Annotated in this window: 9 protein-coding genes; 3 read left to right on the top strand and 6 right to left on the bottom strand. The window is 41.2% G+C overall.

Translation table 11 applies throughout. The features are described from left to right. Positions 1-81: 81 nt before the first annotated feature. Entirely contained in the window at positions 82-327 is a 246-nt protein-coding gene (locus tag AC6ROY_RS24935; RefSeq protein ID WP_500103269.1) for a helix-turn-helix domain-containing protein, read from the top strand. A 27-nt stretch (positions 328-354) separates the two neighbouring features. Continuing rightward, positions 355-1536: a tyrosine-type recombinase/integrase gene (locus tag AC6ROY_RS24930; RefSeq protein ID WP_500103268.1), complete on the top strand. Its 1182-nt coding sequence runs from the start codon at positions 355-357 to the stop codon at positions 1534-1536. Positions 1537-2371: 835 nt separating this feature from the next. Here AC6ROY_RS24930 and AC6ROY_RS24925 read toward each other — a convergent pair. The 5 genes from AC6ROY_RS24925 to AC6ROY_RS24905 form a co-directional block, all read right to left on the bottom strand. After that, complete coding sequence (locus AC6ROY_RS24925; RefSeq protein ID WP_500103267.1) at positions 2372-2719, bottom strand: hypothetical protein; 348 nt, start codon at positions 2717-2719, stop codon at positions 2372-2374. 48 nt (positions 2720-2767) lie between these two features. Further along, the gene (gene ybiA, locus AC6ROY_RS24920; protein ID WP_500103266.1) at positions 2768-3487 is read right to left on the bottom strand and encodes a riboflavin biosynthesis intermediates N-glycosidase; all 720 of its coding nucleotides are present in this window, start codon (positions 3485-3487) and stop codon (positions 2768-2770) included. 14 nt (positions 3488-3501) lie between these two features. Continuing rightward, positions 3502-4407, bottom strand: a complete 906-nt coding sequence (locus tag AC6ROY_RS24915) for an ATP-grasp domain-containing protein (protein ID WP_500103265.1) — start codon at positions 4405-4407, stop codon at positions 3502-3504. A gap of 594 nt (positions 4408-5001) precedes the next feature. After that, on the bottom strand, positions 5002-6096 hold the full coding sequence (locus AC6ROY_RS24910; RefSeq protein ID WP_500103264.1) for an RES family NAD+ phosphorylase: 1095 nt from the start codon (positions 6094-6096) through the stop codon (positions 5002-5004). A 264-nt stretch (positions 6097-6360) separates the two neighbouring features. Beyond that, positions 6361-10032 carry a DEAD/DEAH box helicase gene (locus AC6ROY_RS24905; protein WP_500103263.1) on the bottom strand — a complete coding sequence of 1224 codons (3672 nt, stop codon included), beginning with the start codon at positions 10030-10032 and terminating at the stop codon, positions 6361-6363. A gap of 1019 nt (positions 10033-11051) precedes the next feature. On the opposite strand from AC6ROY_RS24905, the gene AC6ROY_RS24900 reads away from it, so the two are divergent. Beyond that, on the top strand, positions 11052-12521 hold the full coding sequence (locus AC6ROY_RS24900) for a restriction endonuclease (RefSeq protein ID WP_500103262.1): 1470 nt from the start codon (positions 11052-11054) through the stop codon (positions 12519-12521). Positions 12522-12713: 192 nt separating this feature from the next. Here the strand turns inward: AC6ROY_RS24900 and AC6ROY_RS24895 are convergent, their stop codons facing one another. After that, the gene (locus AC6ROY_RS24895; protein WP_500103261.1) at positions 12714-12938 is read right to left on the bottom strand and encodes a hypothetical protein; all 225 of its coding nucleotides are present in this window, start codon (positions 12936-12938) and stop codon (positions 12714-12716) included. Positions 12939-13009: the final 71 nt, after the last annotated feature.

The raw sequence follows: 13009 nt of genomic DNA, 5'->3' as shown, positions 1-13009 counted from the left end.
GCTCAAGCTGTCAAAGTTGAAATGTTGAGTATACACGAGAAAACAGGAGAAAACATTACTTTATAGTGGGAGGTATTTCACATGCGTGATTCTTATAAACAATCCATTGACTATATTCCAGCAGCAAAACGCAATACCTTAACCCTTAAGGAGGCCTGGGAAGAAATCTTCGAATGCCAGATCTCAAAGGACAAGCTTTATGCACTTGTGAGATCGGGAGGGCTTCCTCATATGCGAGTGGGCTCCAAAATTCTCTTTCGTAGATCTTCATTGCTCGCTTGGTTCCAGGAACAAGAGGCAAAAAACTATTGTCCAGCAGACATTTAATCACATCCATAATAGGAGGTGTTCCTTATGGCAAGTTTACAAAAACGTGGTAATGATTCATGGCTTTTAGTTGTAGAAGCCGGAACGAATAGTGATGGATCGAGACGAAGGCTAACGAAAACAGTAAAAGCAAAGGGCATTAGAGAAGCCAGAAAACTACTCGCTGAATTCGAAACAGAAGTTGAAATAGGGCATTACATCGCCCCTGAGAAGATGTCTTTTGCAGCATTTGTAGAAGAGTGGAAAGAGAAATATGCTCAGCATGAACTCGGGATTAAGACTTTAGATATTTATTCGCGATTCTTAAAAAACCGAATCCTTCCGGTTTTTGGCCACATGCGATTAGACAAAATTCAGACCTTTCATGTAGTCAACTTTATTTCAGAACTCAACAAGGAGGGCAGCCGGCAGGACGGAAAAAAGGGCAATTTATCCTCAGGCACCGTACAATATACCCACAGAATCATAAAAAATATATTCTCCCGCGCAATGGAGTGGAAGCTTATTAAGAGCAATCCTGCTGCAGATATCAAAAAAATCAAGGTCAAACGAAAAGAAATCGAAGTCTACGATGAAGATGAAGTTGCTGTGTTGTTTGAACTATTAGAAAAGGAACCATTGAAATGGCGTATCATCATCATGCTCGCAATAACAACAGCACTTCGCCGGGGGGAACTAGTTGGACTAGAATGGAAGCATATCGATCTGGATAAGGGCATCCTTGAGGTCAATCAAAGCATATCTCACTCCGTTAACGGTCAAAGAATTATCTCCGAACCTAAAACGGCGAAGTCTAAACGCAAGGTAAGTCTATCGGACAATGTGATTGAACATCTTAAGGAGTATTATTTGGAGTCACGGAAAAAGCGCCTCGCGCTAGGTGATACCTGGAAAGGCGGAGAACATTTCTTTGTGTTCAGCAATGATGAAGGAAATGCCTATTATCCTGAGACACCTTACCTCTGGTTTCGCAATTTTCTTAAGAAGCATGGTCTAAAGTATATTAGATTCCACGATCTCAGACATACGAGCGCCACTTTATTGATTAACAAAGGCGTGCATGCGAAACTTATATCAGAGCGCTTGGGCCATTCGAATATCTCGACCACAATGAATGTCTACGGCCATGCTCTACAATCAGCGGATCGTGATGCTGCCAATAAACTTGATTCGTTGGTTCCACCCAAGAAAGAAAAGAAGAATGGTTAGATGAGGCCGTACTGGATAATTCCAGTGCGGTCTATTTTTAAGTCCACTACACTATTGAAAGGATCTAAGACCCCCTTACGTAAGTTGTTGCAGTAAAACAAAAGAAAAAAGCGATCACCCACCGCCTGAAAGGTTGACGGCCTTACGGTGGTACGCTTTTTTCTCACCTAAAATAACGAATCTCCTGTAGGCAGTAGCCCATTATCAAACTTAAAGCAACGGTCTGGCACCCGTCTTCATTCATCATACTATGACCATCTTTTTACAGCAACTTGTTATCTTTTGAACCACTTCGAACATCAAAGTCTACAGCACGTTCAAGTCTTACAAGATCAGACTTAGGAAATCCCATTTCCCTCGTCTTTTTCCCGCAATACGAGCAAGAACAGTGAATTTTACCTTTAGCAAACTTCCCAGCAAACTTCATCTGTCATCCGATTTGCTTAGCAATCTTGTTCTTACGCTGGACTACCCTTCTTCGATGATGCCTGTAATACGCACGGGTCCGATTTCTAGATTGTTTTTCATTCCATCACGCCCCTTGGGAAAAGGCCCAGCCTGCAAAGGAGCCAAGGGGACTCACATCATCCCTTACAGGCTGGGTGTGATGAAACTACTAACGCGAACAAGCACCGTATATATCACTTCAACTCAACTCAACTTGATAAACTATTTGAAATCCATTAATCCATACATTCTACTCCGTGAAGAAACATACATTCTACTCCGCGATCAATAGCATTCAAAGATATTAAATTGATTCCTTTCCTCACTCGTGTCCTTTCACCCCCGATATTTTTCCCGAATTCTGGAACGTTGATTTATTTCCTTTTCCTCACTTACTTTTCCAGCTTAAAACGTCTCTCCATCTTCTGGCTTCCTCAACCCTTCGAACTCTTTCGTTACGCCGATTTACTCTTTGATAATAAGCTTCTTGCTCCGCGAGACTCATAGTCTTTAGGTTTTGAATTGCCTCACTCATATCTTTATCATACCCACCACCATTAAGCTCCTTCTGCTTGTGATAAGATCCCCATGCAACACCTTTATCCCAGGCACTTTGGAGTTCATATGCAACTTTATCCGCAAGTTCTTCTGTAGTTAGCTCCATTAACTGGGTATCGAAGATGCCATCAACTACAAGAACAAGAAACTTGCCATCTCTAATTACCGATTTGTACAAAGTTCCAGCCCCCTTTGAATCATCTTAATGCCCATTATTCTAATCAGCTTATTCTCTGTCCCTTTTCCAGTCTGCCGGAGGGACAAAGTAAGCGTCATATTCTCGCAATGCTTCTTTACTCAAGCCTTTTCGCCATTCCCAAAAATACATAATATAAGTCTCCCCTGTTCCCATCCTCCAAAACATGCTGTAGGGATGGTGCTCAGGATAGACCATCCATTGAGGCAAAAAGAACTCCGGCGAATAACCTTCCTGTTCGTTGCGAACCTCCATCAAAAGCTGGCCGAGCATGTTACGTCCGGTTCCATCTCCGTTGTCACACCAGAAAGAATCATTGGAAGTATGCTCAACCAAAATGCAATTGCCCGTAGACATCAGTATTTGTTTAACTTCTTCATGCTGTTCAACCTTAGCTCGAACCGCTTCTTTCATAATATTGACCTTGCAATCTTCCCAGTCCCTTCTGAGCGGCCGTGTTCGGTCTCTGCCCATTTTAGCTGCTTCCATAGCTGTCGGTGCAAATCGAATAAATTCTTCATGTTCTGTACCAGCAAACTTCATGGCTTGAAAATAATGCTCGGACGTTGTCCACACTTTCCCTTCTATTTCTATTGGGAATCGGGCAAAATTGGAAAAGCAGCCGTAAGGCTTGTTGGTTTCGTAAAATTGTATGATCCGTTCCTCCGGCTTTATCTGCAGCAGCTCGCTCCTGTGTTCTGCGATTACCTTTTCCCAATGACTTTTTAACTCTCCAGGAATATGATCCATACTTCTCACCTCTCTTAGTTGACCTCTATTTCCGATATCGATTTATAAAACTGTTCCGGGTCCGCATGACTCGGAAGCCCTGAGACCTGCCCATCCCCTATCTCAATAACCGTCCATTCTCCGCTTGTGGTTTTGGCAATATCCATCGTAAAAAACTGACTAGCTACACCCTTTGCTAAATCTATAAACGAGTCGAGATTAGGAATATCTTGTTGATAGACCGCCTCATCCCAGTACTCCGTACACTGAATCAGCTTGTGATGGAGGAAAAACAGCCGGTACTCATTCGATAAAGGCATACCGCTTTTAGGATGATTGGCGAGCTGCTCCAGTTGAATAAACTCACGAATCACAATACCGCCATTAAGCTCCGAGCCTTGGCGATAAATGAAGTTTTGAAGAACCGTTTGAACTCTTTGCTGGTCGGAAGCAGCGGGTATATAGCAGGCTTCTTCCCATTCATGCTTTCTAGACTTTACGTAATCCTTAACCATGACCGGCTTGTTTTTGAATATGCTCATTTTCTCAAACAGAACATCGAAACCATTTGAAAGCTCTTTAATTCCGAGCCAAATACTCTGTGGGGTTGCTTTTTTAATGGCTTCATAAGAATAAGGAAAATAGTGCCCATTTCTATATTCCGTAGGAGAATTGATCAAGACGGCATTTTTCTGCTGCAGTGCGTAATATAACTTTTCGTAATCATTCGGCTTTAGCATCCATCCCCTATAGATGAACCTCTCCGGGGTTTCAAATGTTGGGATCTGCTTAACTGCCTTGGATAGTTCCCCATCCAAAACAGACTCCAGTGGAATCAAATAGACATCCATCCCTAGCTTTCGGGCATATTTGTATTCCTGTTCATATTCTTGATCAATAACCTTGCCATTCAATGGGTGAGAACAAAATAGGATCTTCATACGGTGTCCTCCATACAAAAATAAGGCTAACCAAATCGTACCATATCCTGGTGGCTGCTTGGTGGGAGAAAATAATTATACAAGCACAATTGCTTCTTTAATTTCAAACCTATAAGAAACATATTTTTATCAACGACGTTTAAATATACAGAAAGTAACAAATTCAGATGAGGTGAAATATGAAGAAATTAGACGGCCTCTAGCTTCCCATAAGGAGGGGTTAGAGAGCCAAATGAGCAATAGTGTGAAAAAATCACCCGTATGCACAGACCACCATACACCCGGTACCCGCTGGAGCAAACGGCAGGCAAGCAAGGCCGTGCGCCGCTTCACAGGTGTCGTTCAAAACGGCAAATGGTACCGAAAGTTGTTCTGTTCCTGGAATATTTGCGATTACCGCTTTTACAAAACAAAGCAGCAAGCGATACATGAGTGGGAAACATCCCGATGGTTGAGGGACCGATTATTGACTCAGACAGAAGTTATTAAAGATTGGGAAAAGTTCTATAGAAGAAAATAAGCTCAAGCGTCGGTCAGGGAAGCCCGGCGCTTGAGCTTTTTAAATAAAGATCAAGATGATAGCTGAACGATACTTTAACATAAATATGAATGATTAATTTTCCCCAATTCTTCTTCTAAAAAAGAATAATAAGTAGATCGATAATCTGTCTTAATACCACTATCGTCAATTGTTCCTTTCCTTCCCTTGCCTAAATATATCGGCTTACTGCTATCGCAATTATAATTTGATCGAAACTGATCAAAACTAATAGGATCGGTTAACGTAAAATGTTCTACGAGATTACCGCAGTAACCGTATTCCTTATTTTCTTTTACCGGAAAAACATAGTTTTGATACAAGTGTACACTTCGATCATAGCTACTGCTTCTGGACGTAAAATATCGAATCCCATTAAAGTAAGTCGAGTTCCTTACCCATTGTAGCAAAAGCTGAGGGACGATATATTCTGGTTTGAATGGGCGAGCATCATCTCTTACTTGGACAGAACATGCAGCAATTAATGGCCAACAGAGATATAATGCTTTTAAAGCATTGTAACTTTCGACATCACTTTTTTTGTATGAAGCTGCTGTCGCTACTCTAGGGGGATAACCCAAATCGATAAATTTCATTCCACGATCATTTTTAAACGAAGAAATATATAGATGCTGCGTATTACTTACTGTTCTCAACTCCTCCAAGCATGTATAGACAGAACTACCCAAATAGAGACAGGGGAATCCTGGAATACTATACCTTTGTGTAGAAACAAGTGTCCTTTCCTCAAACGGAATATGAAATAAGTCTTTTTTATGTGCAAGCGGAATATTATTTTTTCTTATTCTGTATAACCGTATGTTCGGACTTCTGTTAAATAAACAAAAACTATCGAAATAGCAGCTTAATTGATCAATAGCTGGTTTTAATAAATTGTATGATTCGGATGGGAAGCCGTCATAGTATTTATTGAGTGAACTTTCAATGGCATCGCATACATTATGAACTATATTAACTTCAGCATCCGAAAGAACATATTTTAACTTCAACTGTCGAGAGCTTTCCATAAAACACAGGTTTTTACTTTTAATTAATTCCTTGTAAGATATGTTTCTATAGGTAATAGGCAAATTAAACTCTTCTTTAATTAGTTCTTCTCTAATAGTTTCAAGTTGGTGTTCTACTTTCAAAGTTATCCCCCTTATCTTTTCATAATTATCTATACAACCAGTGTTATCACTGCGCCCATTAAGGCCGCCAGCTATTATTATAGGAAGGAAGGATATACACCTTAACACATAAGGCATATGGATCGGTTGGGGTCTTATCGGCGTTTACGTCAAATCACCAACAGTAAAGCCGCCCCACCTATGCCACCGCGGTGCAGGGAGTATAGGCGTTAGGAGATATACCATACAATTAAGCAGAAGTTGATGAGGATCCACCTCAACTTGTCATTTTCCCGATTCAATTATGGTTTTTGTGATTTCAAAAATTTGTGATTTCCTCCATACATTATATTCACCTAAGATATAGAACCGATATTTGGCACGTGTAGCCGCAACATTCACAATATTGGGCTTCACCCAACGGACAGCACCTTCCGCCCTTGCATCACAGCCTAACAGCAAGATAACCTCCTTCGCTTCCTTTCCCTGAAATTTATGAACCGTTCCACAATATTGCTCCATCCACGTTTCCACTTCATCCTTATAAATACTGAGCTCATTCGCCCCACTGACCATCCCCCGGATGCCCTGGATGACGGTCGTAAATGGCGAGATTACATATAGATCCGGAAGACCATTATAATTGCGGAAGCTTTGGATAATCAGATCAAGTGCAACCTTTCCTTGTTCCGGAACGAAGTGATTCTTATTCCCGTCCTCAAAACCACCCACATCTATCCAACAACTCTGCTTCAAAACAAACCTTCTCTTATCCTCTTCCTTTGCCGCGGCAGTCTGCAGTTTCATTGTTCCGTCATAGGATAGGGTATTTGATATCGTAAACATGGGGTCCGTACATCTGCGGTGGACAATTAATGGGCAACCCACCCACTTCGTTTCATTCATGATTCGATCTGCGATATAAGATCCATAAACGTTGATTCGATCAGCGAAATTCTGCACGGAAAGGGTCTTGTTCAGGTAAGGCAATAGCAGCTTATTGCTCAAGACCTTTTTTATGGCATCGGAATCCGCTGTAACGACTGGTTCTACTTGTTTGGGGTCGCCTACAACAATTACTTTTTTGCTTCTCCACATTGCCCCCAGCGCGACATGTGGCGCAGCTTGTCCTGCCTCATCAATGATCAATAGCCCCATACTTCCCCGCATCCGGTTATAGCGCAAAAAACGTCCGACAGAAGCAAACGTGGTTGAAAGAATCGGGGTCAGCAGGAAAAGGGTATTCAATAAATGCGGAAAAGAATCATTCCGATCGTCCAGGCTGAACTGCACCAATTCGTTTTGACAGTTTTCCCGGTACTTCCACATCATGGACAGGTTGATAAAATTAAATCTGCACGATTTGGAGGAGAGGATGAACTCCTTATGGACCTGCAAAGCATGATAAAGGAGCTTTTCGCGTTCCCGGTTATACTCTTCTGTTATCCAGGGATTGCTTAGTTGAGCCCGGGTATTCTTTTCAAGCTCACTGCTTCCGAAATCCTCCCAGAACTTATCATCTAATACAGTCATATTCCGCCCTAGAGCTGAAAGTTCGGCTTGCAACTCTAGGCGGTTCTTCTCCATCTGACACCGGATATCCCCCATCTGTTTGTTTAATTCCTGGATCCGGCGTTCACTTTCTCGTATTTCATGTTTCTCTTCTTCGATTTGTACAAATAGCCGTTTCAGTATATCCTCATAATCAGCTAGAACGGCCTCCTCTTTGCCGTGTTCCTTGTCCATCATCTGTAAGCTTTCCCATATACGCTCTTGTTCCCGCTTAATTTCCTCCCTTTGGCCCTTCAGCTCTTGAATTTGTCTCAGCCTTTCCGTCTTTATCAGCCAGCCAAACAAGATTTCGATCAGCTTTCTTTCATCTTCCCTCTCGATCAAATGCTTCTGAATCATTTCAATCTGTTCTTGGAGCACAGAGCTCTGGTGATTCGTATCTTGAATGTGTTTCTGCTGTTCGGCCAGTTTCTGTTGTGTTGCTGTTGTTTTCTTTCTGGTTGCAGACTCTTCTGCAGCAAGGCTGTCTGCTCTCAAATGACATTGTTGAAGCTCTTTCCTAAGTTTTTTTATTTGAACTTGGTATTCTTGGAGAAGCTTCTCATGCTCCTGCTTCTTCTCTCGATAAACGTCGGATAGTCGGCTGTTATCAGCCAGCTCTTGCTTTAGCTTCGAAACTTTATTCCATTGAGTCTTAAACTCCTCTTTCGCTTGGGCGAATACCTTGTGACGTTCTTTAATCCAATCGTTCTTCGAGAGAAACTGTTCAATGAGGTCCCTCAATACATTATAATAATACTTATTTATGTTGGAGGCTTTGCCCATTGGTGCTGAGATCAGCCCCCATGCATTAAGTGATTCGGTATCCTCCGACTCTTCACTTGAAACCATCAATTTATGAGCCAGCCACGAAAAGTAAACCTCCCCTTTTTCCGCAGCCTTATAACGACCCTTTCCCTCTTCGGCGGGTCTGAATACCTTATATGTTTCTTTCTTCCCGTTCCTGGAACAATCGAATAATGCTATCACCTCGGTTAAGCCCTTCGCAACATCTATTGAATCTTTAGCATTGGGCTGAAGATTCTCAAGCAATCCCAGGCCGCTCGGCAGCTCTTTTGTTATATTTTCGACTGCGGCGTTGTTGCAAGAAGCTACGAGCATATTAAAGTCAGTCAGCCGTTCATTCTTAAGCACATAATATTTATTGCAATATTGATCATAGCCGTTATTGGCAAAGGTCCCATGTTTGAAATGCCTTGCCTCAAATGCATCGTCAGCATGCTTATAATCACACAGCAGTCTAGCACGTTCGACAATGTTTGAAGCGATGATCTCTTTAAGCAGCGTTGTCTTCCCCGTACCCGGAGGGCCATTTACCGAAAAAATCCGTCTGACCTCGCCGGTCTCGCTAATCCCCATATTGATCGCGAGCTGCTGCATCAAGACAGGGTTATACCGGGAGGGCCATTTCCCGGAGGGCGCCTTGTCTGCGTAGAGCCATTTTTCAATATGGGTTCTGTCGTTTCGTATATCAACGCGTTTTTCAACCCCGACTTCTTTCCCCTGCCCATATTGCTCCAAATAGGCACCGACAATATAATCGATAAGGTCCGCGTACATGACCGTCTCCTTCCCAGCAGCACGCAACGACTCTTTCACCATGTGCAGATCCTCGGAATAAAACCCCTTTACAAGCTCGCTTACATCCTCTGCCTTCTCTTCTTCCTTCATAAAGGTCTCGGCATTGTTATACCGTGTGTAAATTAGATTCCCTTTCAATACCGGCTCCTCTGCGGATTGGCAGATGGGCCTAACATACTTTTCAAATACCTCAAGGTACAACTCCTCAATATTCTCTGACTTCAAGGGCTCTGTCTTGCTGAATTTTTCCTCGAAGCCCCTGATCTCTTCCTCATAATGTTTGCTTGACAAACGCTCCCCTGCATTATTGCCGATACTGAGAATTTGTCGGATCCCCCAGACCAAAGGTGATAACCTAAAGCTGTGTTCGATATAGATGCCTTCTTGGTTTACTTTGAGACCAATAAGGCAAATTTCGCTCGTATCCTTCTCAGGTATATCATCTTGAAGTTGTAACCCCCTGTATAATGCCTCTATCAAAAACTCCCTTTCCATTCTCCCTACGCACAGATGGATCATACTGCTACTTACAGGGTGGCCCGGATACATAAGGGTATCGGCTTCGATTAAATCGGCGATCGGATGTTTTAACGGCAAATTATGAAACAGCTGAAACTTTGTAATTTTCCGCTCTTTTTCCTTGTCCACCCGTTTACCCTGAATACCTTTCTTGGCCAGCTCCACCAGCTTCCTATTTTCTTTTGTGTCTTGTGGAAACGGATCCTGGTCTAACAGCTCCACCGTATGCCAAAAATCCACGATTTGATAAGCCAACTCTCTTTTTTCTTGGAAAGACAAATTCATAAGATTGTAAACCTCCGGTGTTAGTTCTTGTATTATCATAAACCATTTTACCTTTCCCCGCCTCCAGAAAATAACAAAACCGGAGAAACCAGCAACATAACTGGATCATCCGGTTCTTTGAAATGAATGAAAGTTCCCCCTATAATAACTACTGGTCTCACCCTCCGGTTTCGATGACGGGATTACCTCGGACACTCCCCTTAAGTTGCCTGCCTCTTTACTCATCACAAATCCAACCAGCGGTCCACAGGAACCCATTTTAGGGGGGATTCCCAGTAAAGCTATAGACTACCGTTTTTAAGAATCACAATAAAATCTGAAAGTGCCCCCTTTCATGCAGAAACAGCAGCATATTTAGCTTAATCGCCAATCGAATTTGCTAAATGAACCATTTATGTTGTACGTATCGCTGCGAAAAATCCCGGATATAGTCTTGGCCGCATCCCCTAGATTCAGATACTCTGTTCATTGTTGTAGACCCGAGTCGATTTACCGCTCCTGTGACACCTCAAACAGCAGATTGGCCGCAATCTCTTTATAGGCCTCATGCTTAGGAGCTATCTCAATTAATGCCACCGCTAGCATTCGCATCCCAAATTGATATTCTCTTAACGAGGTACGAAGCTTTTAGCCCGCATTCGTTTGTTTTAGCATCTTGGGATATTTATGCAGAAACTTGTAACCATACCGAAAGTGATAGATATATAATCGGGATTCCTCTCCTTCATATAAGGCGCCATTTTTACCGCTCCACATCTCGGGCCTGACCACGAATCATATGGTTCTCCATTGAATATAAAGGATAAGTCGTGATTTCAAGATCTTCTTAACTCTTTTTTTCAATTGGTAGTCGTTATGTTAAAGGAGTCTTCATCAATAAAAAGGGGTCCTTTATAAGTTATTCTTTCAAATGATAATATTCCAAAATATTAGATGATAGATCATAATTATTAGTTAGACGAAACAATCTATTTTTTGGTAAAATTTTATGTATCTACATAGGAAGGAGCATTAGTTCCTTGAACGAATTTTCCAAACAGCTTTTAGGGGCACAGTACTTAGGATATAGTATTAATGCAAAGGATCACGAGGGGTTTGATCCTGAAACTGACAAGAAGATCACCGTCACAAGACACTTTCTAGACACCTCACCTACTTCACCTATTGGCTTACGATCTGATATAGCAAAAATCTCGCCTTTCCCACAGAATTTATTCGGGTATATCAGAACTACATCTTGGGATTTTGACGGTGACCGTTCCGATTTACATGACTTAATTTCTTGTATAGTAGCAATTGCATTAAGACATTATAATATTTCCACATCTCTATTAACCGTAACTCATGAAGACCTAGGACTAACAAAAATGCCTGCTGAAATCTATGCTAAATTGTTATCATTTGAGAGGCATGGGCTATCTTACTTTGAAGAAGAGGACACCCCTTCTGATGCAATTCAACAAGTCTTCCTTGGTACTTATTTCGCTGCTTTTTTAATGGACAACGTTTTTTCATATGCCTCTACTAACTATCCAGTTTGGCAAGAATATGAGGAACATGCCCACAAGATAGCTAAATTCCTTGATAAGAGACAGATTTCCGGAAAACAGAACTTCATGTGCAGAAAAGACCCAAATTGGTTTTGGTTCAGAAGCTTCAAGTCAGAACTAAGTATCTTTTCATTTGAGGAATCCACCCTTACTAAATTTAAATCATCGTTTTCTAAAGAGCTACCTTCAGTGCGTTTCCAAGGGGTTACCAAAGAAATTGTCAAATCAGACAACTTAGGGCATGCTATATGTTCTAAAAAACTTAATCTAGGATACTCGACGTTGGAATTTTTAAAAGATGATGATTATAAAAATCCACAAATTGTTCCAATTGAAAACCAATTTTTTTTGATAGGTAAGACTCATATTATTGCAATTGACGATGAATGTGGAGAAGACGGTTATAGAAAAGAATTACAACAGATCAAGATGAGAAATGATGCGGAAAGAAAATTTCTTTTTCCTGATTCTAATTATGTTTGGACTGTGCCTACCAATCCTGACCGTTTTGAGAAATTATGCAAAGAACTCTTGGATCATGAACCTAATGTAACACGAATCAAACGGGTTAGTAGCATTAATGAAGGGGATGGTGGAAGAGATCTAGAAGCAGAATGGCTATTTTTAAATCCATCTCCCAGTAGCTCAGACGTTTCACCATATGTATTAAAAAATATACTGATCCAATGTAAAGCATACAAAAATAGTGTAGGTAAGGATAAGGTACAAGATGTAAGGGATACTATTGATATGCATAACGCGGATGGTTACCATTTGATTGTTTCAAGCCAGCTCACGACCCAACTGTTTGATTATTTAAGCTCACTTAGAAAAAAAGGAATGCAAATCGATTGGTGGACAAGAGATGACTTAGAAGTTAGACTAAGAAAGAATCCAGATGTTGCAGACCGTTACTTGGATATTGTTAGACCTATATGACCCTATTCCAATAGGTTAAAAAATCGATGAAATGTAAGGAGAAAGAGAGCAGCCATAACCCGCTGCTCTCTTTTGTGAAGTGATTCCGCTGGCGATTACGCTAGCAAAATACTACTATGCGGTATGGATCGAATAGTATGAAAATGAGGCGTGAAATGGGTTATACTGCAAAGTAGAGTTAAGTCTTTGTAGCTACTCTATGATATCTATTATTTCACGAATTATTGGTTTTTCATCTAATTTATTCTTTAGTACTTCTAAAAAAATCGAATCCATTGGTTTAACTCTATTTTCTTCAAAGATAGCGAAATAAGTATTCAAATAATCTTTATCAATTTTCAATTCATCAGATTTAATCCAGACCAGACCATTCTTGTTGTTTTTCTCTAATGCATTTTTGATGATATTTTTATTCACTCAACTTTCGCAGCTCCCAATTAGGTTGAAGTCCAAGCGGCTGTAAGGGTGGATACGATTTTTTTCTTCTA

The organism is Paenibacillus sp. sg306046, from assembly GCF_059821225.1.
The sequence above is the reverse complement of the archived record's forward strand: the minus strand, read 5'-3'. Positions and strand labels throughout refer to the sequence as shown.